We start from the raw sequence: 23,720 nt of genomic DNA, 5'->3' as shown, positions 1-23,720 counted from the left end.
AAAACGGCTATAGCCACAGGAGAAACTCATGAACTTAACTACAACACAGCAACAAACAGCACAACGTATTGCAAGCAAACTAGAGAATGCTGGTTTACCACTTTTATATATTACCCTAGGTATTATTTATATTTGGTTTGGTGGAATTAAATTTACGCAAGGACAGGCTGAAGGCATGTACGGCATGATTGCCAATAACCCTCTCGTTTCTTGGATGTATGTCATTTTCTCGAAACAAGGTTTGGTGAATTTTTTAGGAACGCTTGAAATCATCATTGGTTTGCTATTTTTTGGACGTTTCGTCAATCCTGCGTTATCAGTGGTTGGTGGCCTTTTATCAATGGCGTTATTTGTTGTAACAATTAGCATGATGGTATTTCTATCCGGCATTACAACGGAAGCAGGTTTCCCAGTGCTAAGTTTTGTTGGTGAGTTTCTACTGAAAGATATCGGTTTGTTTGCAGCATCTTTATTTATTGCTGGAAATAGCCTGAAAATTATCGCTACAAACCAAGGCGGTGAATAACCCTCTCCACGTTGGGGCCCGAAAGGGCCTTTTTCATTTTGCTCACTAATAAAGCACCCCTCCCTTATTTTAAAACATAAAGTCAATTTGATAAAAAAGGATTGATTTTGTAATCAAGAAGCTGCGAGCTAAGAGTTACTGCTATACTGAGTTTACATTCAAGTTAAACGTATCTTTGATTAAAACTGTTTGCCAGTTGCTAACAAAAAAACCTGAAAATATATAAATATAGTTAACAGTTTTTATAAATCGGGCGATAATACGTATAACAAGACAGCAAAGGTGAATTCAATGGCGGCAGGTATTTCTTTTAAAAACTTAAGTATTACTAAAAAAATACACGCGATTACATGTATAGCAGTGGCAGCATTTGTCATTATTGTGTTAGTAAACTACATCGCAATGAATGACAACAGAGCGTCACTTGATGAGTTAGAAAAGTCTTCATACGAAGTAGTAAAGTTAACGTCATCAAATGTTGGCTTACTCGAAAAATTAGACGAGCTTTACACACAAGCAGTGACATTTGGCGAGCCAGACTTAGTTGAAAGTGCGGCACAAACTTATAAGACAATTAATGAAAATTTAAAAAATATTATAGCCATTAACGATACCTATGTTCATGATGATACGAAAGAAAAGCTAAAACAGTATGCTAATATTTCGTCTACGATCGCCAGTTCAATGATCTCAGGTACCGCTGATTTTAGTAAAATTCAGCAGCAAGCTCAGCAAAAAACACAACTCTATGAGGCTGTACTTGAAGGTTTTAAGCGTGCTCAAACACGCGCGGATGACCGTTTCTTTGAACTTGTTCAGGCGACTAAAGCACGCTCAGACAATGCGTTGCAGTTAATGCTTGTGGTGTCAGTTATTTCACTCTTTTTATTGGTAATCACCTCTATTTGGATTGCTCGTGGAATTGGCTCGTCAGCCAGTGCAGCGGCAAATAATTTAGGCTTGCTTGCAGATGGTAAAGGCTCGTTAAGCACACAACTTGCAGTTCATGCAAAGGATGAAATTGGCCAAGTGTCTATTAACTTTAATGCCTTTATTAAGCTATTAAAGGCCGCGGTGCTGGATGTGATGTCTGTGTGTGAGCCGTTAATGGAAAACTCAACACGCTTAGTGCAAGGTATGGAGCGTGCAGAAAAAGCAACAACCAAGCAAACAACAGATGCAGAAGTGGTAAAACACTCAATGGAAGAAATGCGTCAAAGCGTTGCTGACATTTCGCAATCGGCAGCCAGTGCGTCACATGCAGCACAAACTGCTGAGCAAGAAGTAGAACAAAGCCGCACCCAAATACAGCGTTCAGTGCAAGAGTCACGCACTTTGAGCAATGAAATTAATCAAGCTGCAACGACAATTAACCGACTCGCTGATGACACAAAAAATGTGACACAGATTTTAAACGTTATTACCTCTATAGCTGAGCAAACTAACCTATTGGCACTTAACGCAGCGATTGAAGCTGCAAGGGCTGGTGAGCAAGGACGAGGTTTTGCCGTTGTTGCAGATGAAGTGAGAGAACTTGCATCAAGAACATCGCACTCTACCAACGAAATTAGAGAGCTGCTGACAACATTAACAACGGCAGCAAATGAGTCAGTTAATGCCATGACATCAGCCAGAGATATGGCTACAAATAACGCACAAGCAGCTGAGAGTACAGGCCTTTCAATTGAAAAAATTGCGGAGCAGATTCTAGAAATAAATGGTATGAACTCACAAATTGCAGCGGCTACTGAAGAGCAAACATCGGTCGCGAGTATGGTGGTTGATAATGTTTCTAATATGCATATGTCATTTGAAGAGACAATGAATTCGTTGTCTGAGGTAAGAGATGTTGCGAAGAACCTGCATTACCTCTCGGACTCACTACTAGATGCTACGGCTAAATTCAAGGTCGAATAAAATTACATATAAAAAGCTGGCAACGCCAGCTTTAGTAGACTCATAAAGAGCCACCTTTTAGAAGGTGGCTCTTGTTATTGAAACGCAATTAAAACGTTGCAACAACCTTCACTTTATCAGTTACTTTTGATGCATCAATATAACCGATAGCATCACCGTTTGTTGATACAAAATCGATAACAGCTTGGTCATTAGCAAGCTTTTCTGGCGGCGTGCCTTTGCCTGTAAATACTAATTTTGACCAATAAGCATTAAGCTGGCTGCTCGATTTACCGACTACTTTATCGTTAAATTCATCGCTAACACTGTTGCCGTCTTGGTTTACTGGGTTTACTTTAGTGCCATCATCAAATGACTTTGCTTTACCTAAGTAGATTTTTTTAATTGTGCCTTCATCAATTGCATTGCCATTCGCAGGGTTAACAATCACAGCAACATCAGCAAAAGCGGTGCTTGATAAAAGCGCTACCGCTGTAGCTAAAAGTAATTTTTTCATTATGCGCTCCAATTAAAAAACTAAGTCTACAGCAACAGCAACAACATCAGTGTCTGTATCAGTGATGTCATCTTTAAAGCGGCTAAAGTCCACTTTCAAAGCGGCTGAAGGGTGGAAGTCATAACGAGTACCAATAGTGTAAACATTACTTTTAGCTTTACCGCTTTCCAATACTTGGTTAATACCGGCGTTTAAAGCAGGTACAGCAGGAAGAGCGTTGTAACGACTACTATCGTGCTTATCATCGTTATTTTCGTAAGTTAAGTGAACAGTCCACTCATCCATACGGTAGCCCACTGACGAGTAATACTGTGTTTGCTTAGCAAGCGCGCTGTTATCAACTTCAAACTCAGTGTATTCGGCATCAAATAAAATGTCGTTGTAATCAATTGAAAAACCAAGCGCTAAGAAAGAGCCATCATCTTCGTTAACGGCAATATCATCAGCCTGATCAACAAAACCTGCATTACGCAATGTCTGCTCTAAGCCATTTAGTGCAATGCCAGCATCGGTATCGTTTTCAATCGCAATTGAGGTTTCTGCTACAAAATAAGCAGCGCGGGCACTAAACCAGTCGTAAGATAGCGTCCAGTTAATACCTGCAATATCATTTAGTTCGGTATCACCGTTTACAGAAACCACCGCAATTTTGTCGTCAAAGCTTCCATAGATAACCTGTACCGTAGAATCCCAGTCGCCTAGCTGTGTATTATGAAGAAGACTTAAACCCTCATAAGTCGAAAATGGTAAGTTATATACCGATTGTGGTGGACGAACCCAGCGATACGTGTAGCCCACATCTAAAAAATCAGAGTAGCGATAAAAAGGCACGCGCATTTTACCTGCACTAACTTGTAGCTCATCTGTAAACTCATAAGTTAGATAAGCCCATTCAAATTCAGCATCAAAATCATCACTGCCACGAGCAACAATTTGCGCTGTGGCACTTAGTTTTTCTTGTAAATCAGCAGACAGCTGTAATGCAAACATACTCTCGTTTTTAAACGAAATGTCATCATCGTAGCCGTACAGTGTCGCGTTGTCGTCATCAAGAGTTTTACCACCAACTATTGAAGCAAAGCCGTTTATGCGAACCTCTGCTAGCGTGTTTGCAGACACAAAAGCAGCACATAGAGCTAATGCAATAGGAAGTTTTTTCATTGTGTATCCCTAATATTTAGTATGAAAATGTTGATTTCGCTTAATATTATAGTAGTAAGTTGCGAAATGGGCGACATAAGGTATGAGAAAATTGTTACCAGAGCAATAAAAAATTGTTGTTTTAATTAATAATGTTTAAAGGTGTTTTAATATTATAAATTGAGGTAGCAGTTAAAAAGTCAGTAGAGGTTATATTTGTAATTTTATAGTACTTAAATGGCGTTCTACATATAAATACTTATTTATATACTTACTACATTTGCTAAATTTATTTATGATCCTCACCTTTTAATGATATTTTTAACGCAAACACCGCTGCCGCAATAAAGGATATAAAATGGCAACCAAAACAATCGATTATTACAACCAGAATGCACAAGCATTTGTAGATGCCACGCTCGATGTAGACTTAACAGAGCTTTACGATGAATTTTTACCGTTAATCCCCAAAAATGGCACGTTGTTAGATGCCGGGTGTGGCTCAGGACGCGACGCCTTCATTTTTAAAGAGCGTGGTTTTAATGTTGATGCGTTTGATATAAGCCCTGAAATTGCCAAACTCGCCTCAGAATACCTAAATCAGAAAGTGGCTGTAAGCAGTTTTCAAGCGCTTGATGATGTTGATAAATATGATGGTATTTGGTGCTGCGCAAGCTTAATTCATGTCGCAAAAAAAGACTTAACCGAGGCATTTAACAACCTTGCCCGTGCACTTAAACCACAAGGAATTGTGTACGTATCGTTTAAATACGGCGACGGCGAGCGCGAACACAACGGCCGCGAATTTACCGACCTAAACGAGCAAACGCTTGAGAGCATTATTAAAGGCACCGACCTGTTTATTTTAAAATCATGGCAAAGCGCTGATCAACGGCCCGAGCGTGCGTCAGAGATATGGCTGAATGCTATTTTGCACAGAAGGACTATTTAAGTAATCTTTTAGTCTTATAGTCAATTATTAAAAATAATGTGGTACACCCCTAAAGTACCGCATTCTAGCTATAAAATCCCTCCTTAAAAATTAGATCTATTACCCCGACTACTGAAAAAGTCTATATTTTTCATCACTACTTATGCTAGATTATTTAAAACTTAACGCTAGCTTAATATCTAGTTAATAAGTATTAATTCAAACCATGGAGCGGTTTATGTTCTCAGCAAACAGCATTCATCACTCAGTATAGAATTAATAAGTTCTGCCAGCCATGGCTCTTATGAGCACCAATAACTATGGAGATGTAAGAGTGGTTTTACTGAAACAAATGCATTCTTTGATATTTTAGATGTTTTAAAACTAAAAAATCCTTAGCCTGATAAGAGGTAAAAATTTGCGAAGGGTAAGCTTTTTAGTGACAAAAGAAAAGTTTCTCATAGGGGATACAATCGCTTGGCCTTAACCATTGAAATTATTTCTATAAATGTTAGATGTCATTAGTCGGGTAGTAAAAATAAAATTGAATAATTAGTGGAAAACATAAATATATGGAATTAAACAAGCTTGCCGATTTAACTTTAAATACTTTAGATAGGTTTTTACCAAAAGCGTTGCCTAAAGAGTTTGAGTTATGTTCGAGTCACTCTACTTTCTATGCAATTATTGAAAATAAAAGCATTACAGTTGTAACTAATAGAGGCGATTTTAGTTTTGACCTATATGAGTTAATTGAATTAATTGCAGATGTTTTGATATTGGGTGAAACAAAACCTTCTTTTTATAAAAATGAACATGCTTATGTAAGTTACAAACTCCCAATTGTATGCTGGTTACTTTATCTTAATGGTGAAAAAACTATTAGTCTATCTCGTCAAAAGCTGAGAGTTACACTAGAGTCAAATATTGAATTGAAAGAAGGGAGGGATGTAAAAAGTTTCATAAAGAAATTAGATAGAATCCAGCCCCCACAATATGATTCTAGCGGTGAAAATAAAGTTCAGGAAAGTTATAAATCTTATGACATGGATTACCTTGATTTTAAGCATGTGGATGAATCTAAAAAATCGCAATCACAAAAAATTAAAGAGAAGTCTTATAAAGTCGAAATTAACTTTGTTACACCGAGAGAAAAGGTACAGTCTAATGAAATATTTAGCAGTAATAGAGCTGGAAAGTTAAGTTACGGTCGAGCAGAACTATCAATTCCAACTATACACGTTGACGGTAGAGTAGAGCGCCCATCATTATTTTCTAAAGCGCTTAAAATCTTCTCTAGAGATACTGAAGCTCCTTCTAAGTACATTGTTATAAGGGATATTAAAAATACAACAGAAAGTCAATTTTTGTCTGGAATCAATTCATCAAGCTCAGTTTTGATTTTTATCCATGGTTATAATGTTTCTTTTACTGATGCGTTGCACCAGTCGGCACAATTGAAGTTTGACTTAGCCTATCCAGGTGAATTCATCCTATATAGTTGGCCATCAAAGGGTAAAGTTATTGGTTATGTTGGAGATAAAGAAAGAGCAGTTAGAGCTGGGGCTGATTTAGCAAGATTAATAGATAAAATATCTAACTCTGATGTAGAAAATGTTTATTTATTAGCACACAGTATGGGAACATATTGCTTATCTGAGGCTGTGAATTATATAAATCAATCTGGTTTTAAAGACAAAATTAGAATTGCCCTAGCGGCACCTGATATTGATAGTGAAGATTTTAAAAGTCACTATGCTAAAAAGTACCTAAATAATTCCAATGGAGTTTCAGTCTATGCATGTAATCGAGATAGAGCGCTACTTATTTCAAAATTAGTTCATGGCTCTGACCGTTTGGGGTATTCTAACCCGATCACATTGGTAGATGGGGTTGATACTATTGATGCTACACCATTAACCTCAGGCCTACCAAAAAAACTCAAGCTAAATCATTCTTATATCTTCCAGCATAGCTATCTAATAACTGATTTACATAACTACTTTTTTCATAAAAATGCAGCAAAGGACAGAAGACTAAAAGCTATTCCTGATAAAGATACTCCAGCTTATTGGGAATTACATAGATGCTAGATAATTTATAATTGTAAGTGATAAAAATTACTTAGGTAATGATAGAGTTCTGCTTTTATAATACACCAGCTAAAGTATTTGCACGATGCCACGTCTTCTTGGAATGGTTATATAAGTATTTTACGGTTGATTTCGACTACATAGTTACTTTGTCTATCAGTCTTGGAAGAATTTCAAGTTTGAAATACATCGACAAGTTAGGTGTTTAGTGCTTCAAAAGGATAACAAACCTCACCTCATGAGGTATTGCGTTACGCTAAAGAGCTTGCAGAAACGGAAAATGCATAAATATGAAAGTTATTTACGAACCACGCTTTAATTATCAGCTAGGATTACTGAAGTATTTGCACCCATTTGATGGTGAAAAATTTGCCAAAGTAGCATCTGAACTTGATAGTGTGGATGTTGAAGTAATCCAACCGAATGAACCAATTTCTACCGATATAATTAACGAGTACCTCAATGAGCTAATGAGAAAATTGGTCTTGAGTCGAACGCTTATTTTCCGTGCCCTTGAAGTTCCTAAAATCCCTTTTGTTAGCTTTGATTTTCTAGATAAAAAAATCTTAACGCCTATGCGTTTAGCTGTTTCGGGTACTCTACTAGGTGCCGAAAAAGCGCTGGGTTCTGGCGAGATTATGTGGAATTTATCTGGTGGCTTTCATCATGCTAGCAATTTAAATATGGAAGGGTTTTGTATTTATAATGATATTGGCATTACCTACCAGCAATTACGAAAAAATGGCCATTTAAGCGAAACAGATAAAGTGTTGATTATTGATGTTGATGCTCATCATGGTAACGGTAATGCGTATTCATTTAAAGATAACGAAAATGTACATTTGTTAGATGTTTACAATGAAGACATTTACCCAACATCGAGCTTTACCCGCAATAGAGTGAATTTTCCTGTGCCATTAAAAAGCGGTGTCGAAGGCGAAGAGTATTTGACGAAACTTAATCAAGCGCTCGAATTAGTCATTGATGAATATGCTTTGGCTTTTGTAATTGCAGGAACAGATGTACTGGCAGTTGATAAACTGGGTGGCTTTAAACTTACAATAGAAGATGTTGTTGAGCGTGAAAAGAGTGTTTTATCTCGTTTAAAAAGCCTAAGTATACCAACCGTCGTTACTGGCGGCGGGGGTTACTCAAAGCAAAGTGCGTCAACTATTGCTGCTGCAATTAGAGCGTGTACGGCCTTATAGAGGCGTTAATTTTTTAAATCACAAACACCAAGCACAATGCTGTGGTGTCTGTGCATTATAACGAGCTTTGTTTTATGCAAAGCCCGTTTCAATATCGCGGAAAGTCCATTGGCCGTTTGAGTCGGCAATATCAATTAACTCACACGCTTTTTTATTCCATGCTGCTAAGCAGGTAATGTAGTTTGTTAGTTGGTGAAAAGCGCGGTCGGGTGCATCGGGGCGAATTCTTGACATTGAGTAGCTTGAATAAGTTGCGCCACTTCCTACCCAACTTACGATTGAAGAAGCAACGCCACCGCCAGGAATAACAAAACCAGCTGTTGTTGTGACAAGGCCAAGTATTGTTGCGGCTTTTTCTACACTGTTACCCGTTTTCATAATATCTTCGCTGAGTATAGGGTGTAGTAAAGCGAGTAAGTTAGTTGCTTGGGGTTGGTTAGAAGCAACAGCAACATCATTAGATGTTTTTGGCACATTACCAGGAGCAGATGCACCTCCTCGCATAGCGGGAAGTAAACTGTTAAAAGATTTTTGGCTACGGTTGCTTGTTGAAAAAGTCACAGATTCTGTACTTAAGCCGCCCGCTTTTACACGTTTTTGATCTTTTGGTGTGATGGTTGATTTATACGTTCGTTGTAAGCGACGATAAACAGCTGCGCTACATTGTGTCATTTGTATTGCTAGGGCTGCTTGATCTTTAAATTCTCGCCCGATTGCGCGATCTGAAAGTTGGGTTAACTGTGCTTTTTTCTTCAGCACGTGTTGGCCAATTATAATATCCATAAAATATCCTTATTAAAATCCTATGGGCAGAATTCTATCATGATTATTTGTAATGTTAATATGCTAAAAATAAATTTTGGGTACTTTATATAGCCCTAAAATAAGTAGGTTTTTGTTTTTTTTATGTTATAAAAGGCAGGAAAATTCTGAGACTATTTATATTTTTTAGTCGGTAATATTTGTAGGGAAAAACAATTAACAACATTGATGTGAAATTATGAATAAATGGATTTTATTACTCGCTAGTTTATTAGTAAGCCCAACTTCAATTGCCAATGAGCAATACTCTCAAAACCAATGCGATAGCATTAAAGCTGAACGTGAGTCTATTCGTAAAAGAATGAATCGCAGTTATAGCGCACAACAAGGTGAGCGTTGGAATAAACGTTCCGACGAGCTGTTTACTTTGCTGGCAAGACATTGCAAAAAACCGACAAAAAGCACAAGTAATGGCGGTAATTATAGTTATCGGTCAAACCCGACAGGGCTTTTAAATACGAAAGTATATAACTCTACTGTTTATTCTAATTCATACAATGATGATGAAAAACGTAAAGCGTGGGGTGAGTTTTATAAGCTACCAGAGCGCTGTAGAGCAAAGAAAATCCGGCAAGCGGATTTTGTATGGTGTAGTGAAAACAAAGTTGAGCAAAAAGCCTTGTTTGAATCTACTTGGAATGCCCAGCCTTAAATCAAAATTAGGCTTGTTTTTTAAGTTACTTTCTTACACGCGTAGCAGTGGCTTTATGCTGCGACGGTAAGTTATTAAAAGTAGCTTATTAAAACGCGATGTAAAATCGCTGCTACTCATTCTATAGCTCTATCACATCCCCTTGTAAGCTAGGGGTGTGAGCAATGCTGTTTTGCAGTTGCTCTATTAAGAGTTGGGCATTGGCAGAGGGGGTGCGTGAATGCGGCCAGAGGGCGTAAATAGGCCTCGTAGGTAAATTGTGTGGCGTATCTAGGTAATTAAATTGATTAGTGTCTTTAATGCAGGCTATTTCACTCATGGGGAGTATGCCTGCACCATAGCCTGCTTCAATCATTTTTCTGGCGATTGTAATATCAAAACAAAAGCTTATTTGTTCATACTCTTTTTTTAATTTGTTTAGCAAACCACTGGATAGTTGTGACTCAGAGTAGGGGATTATTAAACGTGATTTAGGTGCGCCTTGTTTTGTTATAAGTTTAATTGCAATCATACCTAGGCGTTTTTGGTAGTAGCTAGAGTCTTGTTGTTCGCCAATACGAATAGCTAAGTCAAAACGTTTTTGGCTTAACTGGCTATTGGCATTGCTTGGGTATATGTGGAGGTTTAACGCAGGGTTTGCCATCGCAAATTGATTAATTGCGCCCATCAGTGGGCCCGCAATGATGTTTTGTGGGCACAACAGGTAAAAGTCTTTTGCGGTAGGCGAGTCGTTTAATTGTGCTAACTGACTATTGAGAGCAAGCACTTGCTCGCCTAATTCGTTATAAAGTGACTCGCCTTTGGTGGTTAACACAATGCCACGGGCTGTGCGTTGTAATAATGGTTCACCGAGCTTGTCTTCGAGTGTTTGAATGCGCCTAGAAAGCGTTGATAGATTCAGTCCTAAATCTTTTGCTGTTTGGCTCATGCTTTTACGGCGGGCTATTTCGATAAATAAATGCAGATCATCCAGCATACTACTCCCTCAATCTTAGTTTGCATTTTAGTGACTGTTGCTACTTGGGCTATGCAAATATAGTAACGCCAAGGAGGACATATGAAAATTCATTTTACATTTACTGCGGCATTTTCGTTTTTAATGTCGTTTTTGCTTTCGGCATGGGTTACCTATGTCAATTTAGGGCTAAGCGATACATTTTTAGCAAGCTGGATGAAGGCGTTTGCCAATGCATGGCCTGCTGCTTTTGTGGTGGCTTTTACGGTTGCGCCGCCAATAAGGGCATTGGTTTTAAAATTATACGCTAAGGAGTTAGTATGATTAATATCGTAGCAAAAATTACCCCTAAAGCAGCATTTTTTGAAGACTGTAAAGGGCGTTTACAGGGCATATTAAACGCCACTCGTGCAGAGCAGGGTTGTAATCGTTTTGAGCTGTTTGCGAGTAAAGAGCAGCGTTGTCTGTTTTTAGTTGAGCAGTTTGTATCGCAAGCTGCACTTGATGCTCATTACGAGCAGCCATACACCAAAGCTGTGTTCGCTTTTTATGAAAATGCGCTGGCACAGCCTGTTGAGGTTTCAAAAGTAGAGGTGTATTAGTTAAAAGCCAAATATAAATATTCGGTTATTAAAGCGCCTCATTATAGCTTGTTTATTACTTATAAATTGGTTTTGGGGCGCTTTACTGCATGGTTATATGGCGCGCGAAACAAGTTTCACGCCTACTCAGTCGCACTTTTAGATCATCGATAGTTTTGTAGTTAGACAAAGGAGCTAGCTTTTTTGATAATAAGAAACGATACATAGGCAAATAATCGCCCCAAAGACCGAGATTAAGTGCGCAGCTCCTATAACTCTATCGATAGGCCTTGCATATTTAGCTACAAAACGGCCATCAAAAATAGGTGTGGGTAATCGCGAGCGTTTGAAAAATATTGCCATGGCATAAAAGGGGGGTACTAGCGCCAGTGCCTTTGTCTCAAAGCGGAGGAGTAACACTGTCGTTTAGCATTTGTTTATTTATGTACTTGATAGAGATGCGTGTAAATAAAATTACAAAAAGAAACGCTAAAGCCATGAATACAAACATGTTCGCTAGAACTAATTTTTCCAATGAGATCGCCATAATGGCGCCTCCTGTCATAGAGGTTAATTCAGGTAAGGCTTTTAAATAAAGTAATAATACAGAGGCAAATTATCATGCCAGCCACTGAAGTAAAATAAATTGCTGCAATTACTTTATCAATAGTCCGCGCATGCTTAGCGATAAAACGGGCATCAAATAGTTTGTTTTTAATTCTGTACTTGTTAAAAAGTATTGCAAATACATAAAACGAAGCGCTTGCTCCAATCCCTCGGTCCCAGCTGGGTGGGTACAGGTCATCTAGTTCCATTTTTTTATTTATGTGCTTCATTGACACTCTTGAAAATAAAAGAGATGAAATAAAAAAGCTGAAAAGAAAAGTTAAAAATAAGGAAGTTAAAATAGGAGCTAGAGTAAGATCCATCTATAAATACCCCTATGAATAGTTTACGATCATAAATATTATCAATAACCTTTTTTTACGAAGCTATTAGTATTAATACACATATTTACTTTAGAAATAAGTAAAAAAACTCAGCTACAACAAAAAGTACTCTAAAACTACCATAAGAAATATGCTAATTATAAAGCCAGATGTTGATACAAGATGCAGAAAAGCGAGAAACTTATCAATTGGCCTTGCGTGTTTGGCGACAAACCTGCCATCAAATAATGGCGTAGACTTACGAGCTCTTTTTACAAAGATAGCGAGTGCGTAAAAAGGAGCACTGGCTCCAATTCCTCTATCCCAACTAGGAGATGAAACTCCATTTTCCTGCATTTTACTCTCGATATGTCGTATTGATATTCTGGGGAATATCACAGTCATTATCATCATGAGAGCAAAGAAGAAAATGGCACAATATAGGATAAAGTTAAGTACTGCCATTGCAAAAAAATCTTGTGTTAAGGGTTATCTATTATATAAAGTTTTAGCTGTTTTGTAGTGGCTACGTCATCAGTTGCTTTGATAATATAAGGCAATACAAAGACTAATGGCTGCTCCTTTAACTGAGACAAAGTGAGCCGCTGTAATCACTCTATCAATAGGTCGTGTATGGTTAGCTACAAAGCGGCCATCAAATAGTTTGTTTTTAATTCTGTACTTGTTAAAAAGTATTGCAAATACATAAAACGAAACGCTTGCGCCGATACCTTTATCCCAACTAGGTGAGTACGCGTCATCTAGTTCCATTTTTTATTTATGCGCTTAATTGACACTCTTGAAAATAAAAGAGATGAAATAAAGCAAACACATATGAATGTTATTAGTAAGTAGCCTGATAAATAAGCCATAGACATTAATATACTTTCTCGAGTATAAGGTTTCCTATAGAGCATGTTTAGAAGCTTAACTTTATAACAGATAAATAAACAGGTCTATTTCCATTCCTCATGCTCTATATAAAATTAAGTTTGCTCGCAATGTCTAAGCTAAAAGTTAAATTCAAGAGGGGAAATATTAACGGGAGTTATTTAGTATATAAGCAGTTAAAATGTATTAACAAAAAAGCAGTTACTTATCATCTTTTTTAGTCATTTTGGCGCTGTTTTGTTGCAGTATTATATAAAAATGTTAGGCTGTACCTCTAACTTTTACAGTGACGTAAATTTATGATCAAAAGGATTTTATTATCAGCTTTATTCATGGCTCCTTGTTTTGCATGGGGGCAGCAAGCTCTTAGTGTTGAGCAATGCGAAAGCATGCAAGCAGAGCGAGCTGAGCTGCAATCAGCCATTCGAAAAACCCACCTACTCGATAAGATTGATTCGTACAAACAACGCTTACATAATCTTTCATCGCGCATTTCAGATAATTGCTTAACCGACGAACAAATATTAAAGCGAACTCATTCGTTTTATAACCAAGATATTGCTTATCTTGAAAACCCATTAGCTAAACCCTTATCTGAGCAAGGTTATATTAGTAAACAAGCAGCGTGGGAGCGTTATTATGTTATTCCTTCGCGTTGTTTACACAGGCCTTTAAATATTCAATATTTAGATTGGTGTATTGAGAATAAACAGGTTCAGTTTCAGCAGTTTGATATGTTGTGGCAGCAAAAAAGTGCACAGTATGAAAGAGCTGAAGCTAAATCGACAGATTCCTTTCACGAGTTTGTATTACCGAGTAAGTCTGAACGAGCTAGAATAATGGCTGAACGGGAGTTAAAGCGTTATAGCTACACTAACGATACAATTCTACCAACAAATATTATTGTGTTATGTGCGTTGGCCGTAACGGTGTTCTTTTCGCTTATCTTTATTTTTCACTTTTTAATGCGCCCACGCCCTGTTATTAAAGACTAAGTTAGAGTGCAATAAACTATAAGTAGTTTATTGCACTCTAACTAATATCAACGCTAATCATCTGTTTTGAGTTGTTTCGCTCTGTTTTCTGCGTCAATAAGCGCTTGTGATTTAGGCTGTTTTTCTTTACTTGCAATCTGCGGCTTTTCGGTTGAGTTGGGATCCCACGTAGGGTCTAGCGACAAGTTAGCAAAAGGGTTTGTTGAGCTCGTTTCTTTTGTTTGTTCATCACTGATCCCTTGAGGCATGTCACTCTCATCTAAAGATAGTGTATCGTCATCATTATCTGGCAGGTTAGTGTCAGTCATAATGGGTGCCGTCTTTGGCTCATCAGCAAGCGCAGTTGTATTTTGTTGCAGCTCCTGTTCAAGTGTTTGCAGGGCTTTTGCTAAGTCATCATCGCTTATGTCATCGTCAGTAAGCGTAATTGTTGCAGGTTCGGGTAAGTGTTCAGGCTCATCTATTGCGCCTGTAAAAGACAGATCGTCATCTACTAAAGATGACAAATCGTACTCAGGTACGTCATCTTTTAGAGGTTGATCAACGCTTTTATATTCATCAAACCCAAAAGAGCTACGTGTACTGGTAAACTCGGGTTCATCATAGAGCTCTGGCTTAATGTCGTTGTCTAACTCATTATTACCTAACTCATCATCTAATTCGGTATTATCTGACTCGTCGTATGTCGGCGCCGTTTCTGCTGGCTCTGAGGTGTTGTACTCGTCAAACCCAAAAGAGCTGCGTGTACTGGTAAACTCTGGCTCATCATCGAGCTCTGGCTTAACCTCGTTGTCTTGCTCATTATTACCTAACTCATCACCTAACTCGGTATTATTTGACTCGTCATAAATGGGCGTTGTTTCTGCTGGCTCTGAGGTGTTGTACTCATCAAACCCAAAAGAGCCGCGTGTACTGGTTAGTTCAGGCTCATCATCGCGCTCTGCTTTAATGTCATTGTCTTGCTCATTATTACCTAACTCATCACCTAACTCGGTATTATTTGACTCGTCGTAAATGGGCGTTGTTTCTGCTGGCTCAGAGGTGTTGTACTCATCAAACCCAAAAGAGCTGCGTGTACTGGTTAGTTCAGGCTCATCATCTAGCTCTGGTTTAATGTTGCTGTCTTGCTCATCATTGCCTAACTCATCACCTAATTCGGTATTATCTGACTCGTCGTAAATGGGCGTTGCTTCTTCTGGCTCTGAGGTGTTGTACTCGTCAAATCCAAATGAGCTGCGTGAGCTTTCAAGTTCATCACTTTGAATTGATTCATCGTTCTGTATTTCTTCGTGGCTAATTTCAAGCTCGTTGAATTCATGCGCATGGGCAAAGTCAGTTGCTTGCTCTTCGGTGCTTAAGAAGGCGCTTTGTTCGTCGTGTTCAGCATTTAAGCGTGCAAATTCAGACCATTCTTCATCATCGGACGTTGTCGTTTTCGTGTTAAATGTGTCATTAAATGCTCTCTCAAACTCATCTTCGTAGTGTGGTTGTGATTCTGCTGAGCTTGTTTCATCTTCATTTAATGCTTGTTGCGCTTTTACTTTGGCACTTGCAGCTTGAGCTTGAAGCAAGGTGTTTTCAAGTTCAGCATTTGAGTCAGATTGTTTACTCTTACGAAGGCGCAAAATAAATAGGCCACCAACTAAAAGCACCAATAACACAAGCAGGCTTGGCATCAATAATGAGTTTGATGAGCTTGGTTCTGGTGTTTGTACTATAACCGGAGCCGGTTTTTTAGCAGGCTCTATAGCTTGATTTGCGTCGTTTTTATTTGCAGCAGGAGCTTGTGGCTCTGTGTTTGTAATTGGTGCCGCCTCAGTCACTGACTCTGTTGCTGGTGGCAGTTTAGGCATTGACTGGCTATCGTTATCTTGTTGAACCGGCTCACTGTTATTAAGCTCAGAACTGAGTGAAGAGTCAGTTAATTCTGGCTCTGCTGGTTGTTGTGTTTGTTGTACTGGCTCTACAGGCGCTTGTTGAACAGGTGCTTGAGCAGGAACATCTTCAGTAGCACCTTTAATCGCACCTGAGTGCTCGGTTATGCTTGTTTTAGGTGGTGTCGGTGTTGCTTCTGAAGTGAGCTTTTGTAGCGCGGCGGTATTATTAACTGGGGTCGGGTTTTTACAGTTTTTTTCAAAATTTCTGGCCGCTGAGCGATAGTTTCGGTTGCTGGTATTATCGCGGTATTCATGCATTTGTTGTTTTAACAAAATACACATTGCTTCGTTGTACTGGGCACTACTGGTAAAGCTAAGACCAGCAAATAACAAAAAAAGGGTCGTTTTTATAATTGACATAGATTCCTGACCAGTGAAGTTTAGCTGGTGACTATATATTGAATTATTTTAAGCTTAGTCGACTAATTTATCCACATTTGGTTAACAAATTAGGTTTATTCGAGAACCATTAAAGCGCGATATTCATCGTAAGCAAATTGGTCAGTCATACCGCTGATATAATCTTGAACTAAGCGACAACGATAATAAAACTCATAAGCTGCATAGTGACCAGGCTCAGCTTTAAGCGCATCTATGGCTTTTTGGTAGCTGTTTAAGTGCTTGTTAGAAAGTTTTTTAACAAGTCTACTTTCAATAAGTAAGTTGTTATCGCCTTTTAATGCTCGCTTAAAGCTATCGTGATCAAGTGCTAGCAAAGGTTTATAGCAATCAAGTAAGCCGCTAATGATACGGTAACCTTGAAGTTCAAGTCGTTCAACTTCTTTGTGGCAGAATACGTGGTTAAGCGCGACCTGTTTCAGCGTTTTTGTTACGGCATGTAAGTGGCTGCGATCCTCAAGCAGTGCTTGATTAAAATCGCCATGGTAAATAGCTTCAATATTTTTGATAAAGCGCTCAGCAGCATAATTTACTAAAGGATGTAGTAAGGTTACTCGCAGGTAAATAAAGAATTCGCTGTTAAAGTTATATGGCTGCTCAGCGGCTTTACTTAGTGCGTAATCAATTGCTTTTTCTGCAAAGTCACCGTGTTTCGTATTGTCTAATGTCAGGTTTGTGAGCGTTTTGATATATTGTTCTTTTAGCTTGTCACAAAGTATATCGACACTAATGATGCCTTTTTCTACTGCATCTTCTATGTCGGCAAGGCAGTACGAAATATCGTCAGCAGCTTCCATTATATAACTTGCAGGGTGTCGGCAATATTGCTCTATTTCAAGCTCTGTTCGTAATGCGTCTATGAAGGTTTTTTCGCTAAAATAGTAGCCGACTTTTTTCATCAAATAATCTTTGTTAGTCGGACTATCTTTTTTAGACATACTGGCAGGGCGGGTGTATTTTAAAATACCAGCGGTTTGGCTGTAGGTTAAATTGAGTGACAATAAAGAATGAACTATACGAATACCTTGCGCATTACCTTCAAAGCTTTTTATATCTTGCGCAAGGTGTTTAAAAATAACACTTATGCCAACCGCTTTACATGGCGCAGGAACAAGTTCATCTAAATGCTTAGCAAACCACTGATTAATAGCAGCCTCACCAAAGTGACCAAAAGGCGGGTTGCCAATATCGTGCATCAAACAGGCCATTTCAATAAGGCTTTCTAAAGGTCTTTCTAGCCCTTTAAGGCCATACTCTTTTTGCTGAGCATCGCTTAATTTATTAAAAATTGTTTGTACTATAAAGCGACCAACTTGCTGTACTTCGAGCGAGTGAGTTAAGCGCGAGCGCACAGCAGCATTACGCTCAAGCGGAAACACTTGAGTTTTCTGCTGTAACCGGCGAATGGCTGCGCTATTAATAATGCGACCACGGTCGCTTTCAAGCGCTGTATGTAAATTATTGGTAGAGCGCATTTCACGAGCGGGTGTTATTTTTTTTCGAAAATCGATCATTTCTATTCCTACCAAGTAAATTACAGTCGTGGTGATTACTTTTGGTGATTTTAAAGATTAAATTTAATCTAACAGCTTGTATCATAAATTAAAATATTAGTTTTAAGTTATAATTTTAGTTTGCGTACTTTGCTCAAACTACTTGCTATTAAATGATTGTACTTAGTTACGCGCTAAAAAGTCGCTGTGGCTATGATCACAAAATTTTAAAGTGAGTTAGATACACTAACTTAATGACTTAAAAAATTAATTTACAAGGATTCTTAATGCGTATTTGGCCTTTTATTTTTTTCGCTTTACTGGCATCCAGTGCAGTGGTTAAAGCTGCTGAAGAACAGAGTGTTGTACTTATTTCGATTGACGGATTCCGTTGGGATTATATTGAAAAACATGATGCTAAAAATCTAAAAATAATCAGTGAACAGGGCGTACGAGCCACCAAAATGCGCCCTGTGTATCCGACGAAAACCTTTCCTAATCACGTGTCTATCATTACTGGTTTATTGCCAGTCAACCACGGTATTGTTGATAACCGTTTTTGTGATACTGAGCGTAATGAGTGCTACAAAATGGGTAAGGGTAAAGATGACAGCACTTGGCTGAATGGTATTCCGCTTTGGAATCTTGCACAAATGCAAGGTGTAAAAGCAGCTACTTATTTTTGGCCAGAGTCTGATGCGCGCTTTAATGGCATGTTACCTGATTACTTTTATCATTATTCTAAACACAGTGATTACCAAAAGCGTGTTGATCAAATTATTCAGTGGTTAAGCTTGCCAAAAGCGCAGCGCCCGCGTTTGGTGGTAAGCTATTTTTCGTTAGTGGATAGCATGGGGCATGAGTATGGCCCAGATGCACAACAGACATACGATGCGGTTCAACAGCTAGATAGTTTAATGGCTGACTTGCACACGCGTTTAAAAGCGCTTGATGAAAATATTAACTTAGTGATTGTGTCTGATCATGGTATGGCATCTGTTGATCCAAGCATGAGCATCAAAATAGATAGTCTGCCAAAAGACGATAATTTTATGGTGCAAAACACCGGTCCTCGCGTTTTGTACTATGCAAAACCAAATAGCAAAGCAGACATCAAGGGTTTTAGTAAAAAGCTTGCTAAAGCAGCAGATGGCCGTTATATCGTTTTAACTGACCAGCAAAAGCGCGATTATTATTACGATAAAGGCCCTCGGGTTGGTGATATTGTTTTACAAACCACAGCACCGCGCGTATTTACTGATAGTAAAATGGCTTCTTATTTAGGTACGCATGGCTATGCATACACAGATGATATGGCCGCGACGTTTATTGCCTCGGGCCCTGCATTTAAACGACATGTACAGCTAGATGAAGTGAATAACTTAGATGTGTATCCGCTTATTGCGAAACTATTAGGACTGAAAATTTTAAGCCCAATCGACAGTGATGGTGAAACTTTGTGGCCAGCCATTAAATAAAAAGTTTAAATGGCTAGGTTAAATTTTTGAAACCCAGCCAAACTCGCCAAAGCTTTCAAATTTATAACTCTTATCGCCAGCGTTAAACTGCCCTTGCAGCGTGTTGTCGGTAAGAGTCATTACAGCTTGATGAAATGCGTTAGTGTGATCATTCACCTTGCCAAACACACTGCGGTTACCATTACTTGCTTCAATAATATTGGTTATTTCGACAGTATAACTTTGATGCTCGTCAACGATAAGAATGAAGTTATCACCGGATTGCAGTGTTTTTAGAGTGCCAAGGTCAAACTTGCTAAACGTTGTATTATTGAGCCTTTTAGGCAAACGGCCTTGTTTATAAAGATAATCGTGTGCACGATTTGAAAGCTGATTAAGTGGTGCTGTTAGGTTAACAACGGGCTGCGGAATCGTGTGTTTAGCCAGCGTATCATTGGAAACAAAAAGCTCCTCAGCATTTGACTGTAACTTAAAGGCACCACTTTGAATATGCCATTCATTTAAGGCAAATACGCTCAGTGGAATAATGAAGATTAATGCAAGCGTCCTGTTCACATGTTTCTCTAATCGGGTTTATTGTTAACTTACTGTGACTTTTTACCTCAATTTAACAATGTGGTCAATGTTTATTCAGTTTGTAGTCATTTTTATCATCGTGACGATAAAATTAACTTGTTTTACTCACTCCCCGATGATGAGCATAATCCGCGTTTTTTTGTCACCGAAACTCCAATATTAGAGGTACCGACTTATGCGCGGGTGGATCATTTATAAAGATAGCCAAGGCTTGTTAAAGCAAGAAACTTACGAAGTTGAACGTTTACTTGCAGCGGCGAAAGAGGAAGGCATTGATTTACAAGTTTATTCGCCTGATCAGTTTGATTTAACGATCACTCGTGAAGATGGTAAAAGTATTTTGATTGATGGTCACTCTGTACAGTTGCCTGACTTTGTGATTCCTCGTATGGGCGCGAGCACAACCTATTTTGCATTGGCAATTATCCGCCATCTTGAGCGTTTAGGCGTGTATTGCGTGAATAGCTCGCAGTCAATCGAAACGGTGAAAGACAAGTTATTTGCGCAGCAAATTTTAGCTGAGTGTAATTTACCAACCCCCAACACTATGCTCGTTAAGTTTCCAGTTAATATTGATTTAGTTGAAAAACAAATCGGTTTTCCTGTGGTGATTAAAACGTTATCAGGCTCGCAAGGCAGTGGCGTATTTTTATCAAAATCAAAAGAAGAGTTTGATGATTTAATGCAGTTAATTGAGGCTGCAAATCCACAAGCAAACATTATTTTGCAGCAGTTTGTTAAGTCAAGTCACGGTCGTGATTTGCGAGTACTTACTATCGGTGGCCGTGCTGTTGCTTGTATGGAACGTAACTCGCAGGGCAAAAACTTTAAAGCCAATGTCAGTGCCGGTGGTACTGGTAAGTCATTTCCGATAACCCCAGAGATCGAATGGCTTGCAACACAAACTGCGAATGTACTTAACCTTGATGTGGCGGGCATTGATTTATTATTTGATGAGCAACATTTCAAAATATGCGAAGCAAACTCAAGCCCAGGCTTTGAAGGTTTAGAAGGGGCGTTGGGAATTGATGTTGCAAAAGAGATTTTGCATTTTATTCGTATCCGTTTAGGTATTTTTGATAAGCCTGAACAGCTTGAGAATGTAGAGAAAGCAGCAGAGGATGCCGCTTAATCATTGGTTATTTTTACACAAAAGCCATTGTCTGAGCTAAGCGATAAATTTAGCTTATGTCGGTTGCAAATTGCTTTGACTGTTGCAAGGCCTAAACCAAACCCTTCATGTTGACGAGCTGGATCACTGCGATAAAAGCGCTTAGTTAGTTGCTTTAAATCTTGCTCGTTAACGCCTTTACCATTATCGGTGACTGAAAGACTTTTCTCATCAAGTGCTAATGTGATGGTCGCGCCTTTACCTGCGTATTTTATGGCATTTTCAACGAGGTTAAATATTGCTTGGAAGATTAGGTTTCTATCGCCGTTTAATTGCCAAGGAGAAGTGATATTTACACAAATTATTTGGTCATTTTGTTCTGCGCTGGGTTGTAATATCTCACATACATCGTGAGTAAGCTGGCTACTGTCGATTGTTTCAAGTTTCAATGGAAACTGCCCATGCTCAAGACGCGTGAGTTTAAGCATGGCATCAAATGTATTAATGATATTATTGAGTTGCTCAAGCTCATAACCCATTTGGGGTTGATCTTCTAAGCGCTTTTCTATGTTAAGCTTTAATCGTGTCAGTGGGGTTTTTAAGTCATGGGCAATGTTGTCGGTTATACCCTGCACGAGTGCGAAATTTTCTTCTACAGCATCAAGCATGGTATTTATATGTGCTGCTAAGCGGTCGAATTCATCGCCTTTATTTTTATGAGACAGGCGCGCACTCAAGTCGCCATTTTGTACTTGTTCGGCAGTTTCATTAAAATAATTAACACGGCGTAAATGCCGGCGAGAAAATAAATATCCAAATAGACCTGTCAGCACGATGGCTATAATGAAAGTCCAGCTAGCGATAGATTTAAAGTCGACAATTAAGCGTTGTAAATGCTCTGTGGCGGTGGCAAGTACAATATCACCATGATGTGTTTTAACTTTGCCAGTTGTTAGTAGACGGATTTGTCCGCGCCCGGTATCAAGAACAGGAAAAACAATGGTTTGCGGTAGTGCGGGAATGTTATCAGGCAAAAAACTGAGCTGCTGGCTTTGTTCATACTCGCTTTGCCAAAAAATTAAAATTTCACCTTCGTTTCTAAATACATCAAGTTGTTGAAAAAAGCTTCCTTTGTCAAACTCTGAAGCAAGTGCTTCGATACGTGTTTTTTCAGCATCAAGACGCCTTTCAACTTGGCGGCTTTGTTCACCCAGTAATAACTGATAGATAAGTATAATCGCGAGCAGTAAAGTAACCGCTGTGATTGCTGCAAACGCGAGCGTTAAACGCCAGACGGAACTTTTTCTAGGGTCGAACAAACGCAGGCCATGTTCATTCATCAACTTACATTCGCCTTTAACCTGTAGCCTACACCACGTACTGTTTCTATTTCTAATTGTGCAGATGCCTCAGCAAGTTTTTTACGAAGCCTTGCAATATGAACATCAATCACGTTGGTACCTGGATCAAAGTGATACTCCCAAACCGACTCAAATAATAGAGTACGGGTGACGAGTTTATTTTGATGATCAAGTAAATATCTAAGTAGTTTAAATTCTTTGGGTTGTAAGTTGAGTGTTTTGCCATTTACGTCAACCCGTTGATCACTATAATCAAGCGTTAGGTTAGCAAGATTAATTTTTGTAGTTAACGGTGCGTGAAAGGTATGTCGTTTTATTAAGTTTTCTACTCGAATAGCCAGTTCTGAAAATGAGAAAGGCTTGGTTAAGTAGTCATCTCCGCCTGCTTTTAAACCTGTTACCCTGTCATCAACTTTATCGAGCGCCGATAAAATCAATACAGGGGTCGTTTTTCCTGTAGCTCTAAGTGCTAGTAATACTTGCAAACCATCAAGCTTAGGAAGCATGCGATCAAGTACAATTGCGTCGTAGTGCTCACAAGTTGCCAGCATAAGCCCTTGTTGGCCGTCTTCTGCACAATCGAGTGTGTAGCCTTGCTCGACAAAGGCTTTGTATAAAAACTCTCGATTTTGTTGGTCGTCCTCAACCAATAACAGTTTCATTAATTGCCCCAACGAAGTAATGGCAAATTCTTACCTGTTTCAAGGTCAATGGCTTTTTTGTGTCGCCCTTTATCTGTTACAAACGTGGCGACCATATAGGAAATACCCATGTCTTGCTCTAATTGAGCTTCAATTAGGTAATGGGTCGGTTCGTCATCCAACTGTTTGACCAGACCATGCAATGTATACCCTTTTTTAGTCATCAGGTTTGCAGCCGCAATTTCTTCTTGTTCATCTAATTCTGGCTGTTCGTATTCTTGTTCAATGATGTGTCCTGATTGGTCAAGAAGTAACTCGATAAAACGTTGTTTTTTTGTTTGGTAGAGCGTGACCTCATAAACACGTTGACCCTTTTCTATTTCAAACTCAAATTCAACAATAACCGCATTTTTAGCGTAGCGTTGTTCGATACCAAATAGCACATCGATTGGTGCAGGTGCAGAGCTTGAATCCAGCATATTGAAAATGGCTGAGCTGGCAGCAAAAGCAAGGCCTGAAATTAAACATAAGCAAGTTAGAAGTAGTTTTTTCATAGTGTTTCGATATTGGTTAGGCAGCACATTTAGC

22 protein-coding genes are annotated in these 23,720 nt (G+C 38.8%); 11 read left to right on the top strand and 11 right to left on the bottom strand.

The window, feature by feature from the left end; genetic code table 11:
- Positions 1 to 28: 28 nt before the first annotated feature.
- A complete protein-coding gene (locus tag PAARA_RS03995; RefSeq protein ID WP_062567781.1) occupies positions 29 to 526 on the top strand; it encodes a DUF417 family protein in 498 nt (165 codons plus the stop codon).
- A gap of 291 nt (positions 527 to 817) precedes the next feature.
- Positions 818 to 2,443, top strand: a complete 1,626-nt coding sequence (locus PAARA_RS03990; RefSeq protein ID WP_062567780.1) for a methyl-accepting chemotaxis protein — start codon at positions 818 to 820, stop codon at positions 2,441 to 2,443.
- Positions 2,444 to 2,531: 88 nt separating this feature from the next.
- Here the strand turns inward: PAARA_RS03990 and PAARA_RS03985 are convergent, their stop codons facing one another.
- A complete protein-coding gene (locus PAARA_RS03985) occupies positions 2,532 to 2,939 on the bottom strand; it encodes a type 2 periplasmic-binding domain-containing protein (protein ID WP_062567779.1) in 408 nt (135 codons plus the stop codon).
- Positions 2,940 to 2,951: 12 nt separating this feature from the next.
- On the bottom strand, positions 2,952 to 4,100 hold the full coding sequence (locus PAARA_RS03980; protein WP_062567778.1) for a porin: 1,149 nt from the start codon (positions 4,098 to 4,100) through the stop codon (positions 2,952 to 2,954).
- 337 nt (positions 4,101 to 4,437) lie between these two features.
- On the opposite strand from PAARA_RS03980, the gene PAARA_RS03975 reads away from it, so the two are divergent.
- The 3 genes from PAARA_RS03975 to PAARA_RS03965 all read left to right on the top strand — a co-directional run bounded on the left by PAARA_RS03975 (position 4,438) and on the right by PAARA_RS03965 (position 8,311).
- On the top strand, positions 4,438 to 5,031 hold the full coding sequence (locus tag PAARA_RS03975; protein ID WP_062567777.1) for a class I SAM-dependent methyltransferase: 594 nt from the start codon (positions 4,438 to 4,440) through the stop codon (positions 5,029 to 5,031).
- A gap of 551 nt (positions 5,032 to 5,582) precedes the next feature.
- Positions 5,583 to 7,103 (top strand): alpha/beta hydrolase, encoded by a 1,521-nt coding sequence (locus tag PAARA_RS03970; protein ID WP_062567776.1) that lies wholly within the window; start codon positions 5,583 to 5,585, stop codon positions 7,101 to 7,103.
- A 290-nt stretch (positions 7,104 to 7,393) separates the two neighbouring features.
- A complete protein-coding gene (locus PAARA_RS03965; RefSeq protein WP_062567775.1) occupies positions 7,394 to 8,311 on the top strand; it encodes a histone deacetylase family protein in 918 nt (305 codons plus the stop codon).
- Between the two features lie 72 nt (positions 8,312 to 8,383).
- On the opposite strand, the gene PAARA_RS03960 is transcribed toward PAARA_RS03965, so the two are convergent.
- Positions 8,384 to 9,094 carry a hypothetical protein gene (locus PAARA_RS03960; protein WP_062567774.1) on the bottom strand — a complete coding sequence of 237 codons (711 nt, stop codon included), beginning with the start codon at positions 9,092 to 9,094 and terminating at the stop codon, positions 8,384 to 8,386.
- A 217-nt stretch (positions 9,095 to 9,311) separates the two neighbouring features.
- Here PAARA_RS03960 and PAARA_RS03955 point away from each other — a divergent pair, with 217 nt between their 5' ends.
- Positions 9,312 to 9,785, top strand: a complete 474-nt coding sequence (locus tag PAARA_RS03955) for a hypothetical protein (protein ID WP_062567773.1) — start codon at positions 9,312 to 9,314, stop codon at positions 9,783 to 9,785.
- A gap of 121 nt (positions 9,786 to 9,906) precedes the next feature.
- On the opposite strand, the gene PAARA_RS03950 is transcribed toward PAARA_RS03955, so the two are convergent.
- On the bottom strand, positions 9,907 to 10,761 hold the full coding sequence (locus tag PAARA_RS03950; RefSeq protein ID WP_062567772.1) for a LysR family transcriptional regulator: 855 nt from the start codon (positions 10,759 to 10,761) through the stop codon (positions 9,907 to 9,909).
- Between the two features lie 81 nt (positions 10,762 to 10,842).
- Here PAARA_RS03950 and PAARA_RS03945 point away from each other — a divergent pair, with 81 nt between their 5' ends.
- Positions 10,843 to 11,064 (top strand): DUF2798 domain-containing protein, encoded by a 222-nt coding sequence (locus tag PAARA_RS03945; RefSeq protein ID WP_062567771.1) that lies wholly within the window; start codon positions 10,843 to 10,845, stop codon positions 11,062 to 11,064.
- Positions 11,061 to 11,342 (top strand): putative quinol monooxygenase, encoded by a 282-nt coding sequence (locus tag PAARA_RS03940; RefSeq protein WP_062567770.1) that lies wholly within the window; start codon positions 11,061 to 11,063, stop codon positions 11,340 to 11,342. The genes PAARA_RS03945 and PAARA_RS03940 overlap by 4 nt, the downstream gene beginning before the upstream one ends.
- A gap of 554 nt (positions 11,343 to 11,896) precedes the next feature.
- On the opposite strand, the gene PAARA_RS03935 is transcribed toward PAARA_RS03940, so the two are convergent.
- Entirely contained in the window at positions 11,897 to 12,250 is a 354-nt protein-coding gene (locus PAARA_RS03935) for a hypothetical protein (protein ID WP_157066163.1), read from the bottom strand.
- A 1,190-nt stretch (positions 12,251 to 13,440) separates the two neighbouring features.
- On the opposite strand from PAARA_RS03935, the gene PAARA_RS03920 reads away from it, so the two are divergent.
- Entirely contained in the window at positions 13,441 to 14,136 is a 696-nt protein-coding gene (locus PAARA_RS03920) for a hypothetical protein (RefSeq protein ID WP_130151953.1), read from the top strand.
- Between the two features lie 53 nt (positions 14,137 to 14,189).
- Here PAARA_RS03920 and PAARA_RS03915 read toward each other — a convergent pair whose 3' ends face one another.
- Both PAARA_RS03915 and dgt read right to left on the bottom strand, forming a co-directional pair.
- Positions 14,190 to 16,433 (bottom strand): hypothetical protein, encoded by a 2,244-nt coding sequence (locus PAARA_RS03915; RefSeq protein ID WP_062567765.1) that lies wholly within the window; start codon positions 16,431 to 16,433, stop codon positions 14,190 to 14,192.
- A gap of 95 nt (positions 16,434 to 16,528) precedes the next feature.
- A complete protein-coding gene (gene dgt, locus PAARA_RS03910; RefSeq protein ID WP_062567764.1) occupies positions 16,529 to 17,986 on the bottom strand; it encodes a dGTPase in 1,458 nt (485 codons plus the stop codon).
- Between the two features lie 266 nt (positions 17,987 to 18,252).
- On the opposite strand from dgt, the gene PAARA_RS03905 reads away from it, so the two are divergent.
- Positions 18,253 to 19,443 (top strand): alkaline phosphatase family protein, encoded by a 1,191-nt coding sequence (locus PAARA_RS03905; protein WP_062567763.1) that lies wholly within the window; start codon positions 18,253 to 18,255, stop codon positions 19,441 to 19,443.
- Between the two features lie 18 nt (positions 19,444 to 19,461).
- Here the strand turns inward: PAARA_RS03905 and PAARA_RS03900 are convergent, their stop codons facing one another.
- On the bottom strand, positions 19,462 to 19,998 hold the full coding sequence (locus tag PAARA_RS03900; RefSeq protein ID WP_062567762.1) for a hypothetical protein: 537 nt from the start codon (positions 19,996 to 19,998) through the stop codon (positions 19,462 to 19,464).
- A gap of 196 nt (positions 19,999 to 20,194) precedes the next feature.
- Here PAARA_RS03900 and PAARA_RS03895 point away from each other — a divergent pair, with 196 nt between their 5' ends.
- A complete protein-coding gene (locus PAARA_RS03895) occupies positions 20,195 to 21,151 on the top strand; it encodes an ATP-grasp domain-containing protein (protein ID WP_062567761.1) in 957 nt (318 codons plus the stop codon).
- Here the strand turns inward: PAARA_RS03895 and PAARA_RS03890 are convergent.
- The 3 genes from PAARA_RS03890 to PAARA_RS03880 are packed head-to-tail and all read right to left on the bottom strand — an operon-like array spanning position 21,148 to position 23,686.
- Positions 21,148 to 22,470, bottom strand: a complete 1,323-nt coding sequence (locus PAARA_RS03890) for a sensor histidine kinase (RefSeq protein WP_062567760.1) — start codon at positions 22,468 to 22,470, stop codon at positions 21,148 to 21,150. The genes PAARA_RS03895 and PAARA_RS03890 overlap by 4 nt on opposite strands.
- Positions 22,470 to 23,153, bottom strand: a complete 684-nt coding sequence (locus PAARA_RS03885) for a response regulator transcription factor (RefSeq protein WP_062567759.1) — start codon at positions 23,151 to 23,153, stop codon at positions 22,470 to 22,472. Before PAARA_RS03885 ends, PAARA_RS03890 begins: the two co-directional genes overlap by 1 nt.
- Entirely contained in the window at positions 23,153 to 23,686 is a 534-nt protein-coding gene (locus PAARA_RS03880; protein WP_157066162.1) for a hypothetical protein, read from the bottom strand. The genes PAARA_RS03885 and PAARA_RS03880 overlap by 1 nt, the downstream gene beginning before the upstream one ends.
- Between the last annotated feature and the right edge of the window lie 34 nt (positions 23,687 to 23,720).

The sequence above is a fragment of the Pseudoalteromonas arabiensis genome (assembly GCF_001550155.1).
Taxonomy (GTDB): Bacteria; Pseudomonadota; Gammaproteobacteria; order Enterobacterales; family Alteromonadaceae; genus Pseudoalteromonas; species Pseudoalteromonas arabiensis.
The sequence above is the reverse complement of the archived record's forward strand: the minus strand, read 5'-3'. Positions and strand labels throughout refer to the sequence as shown.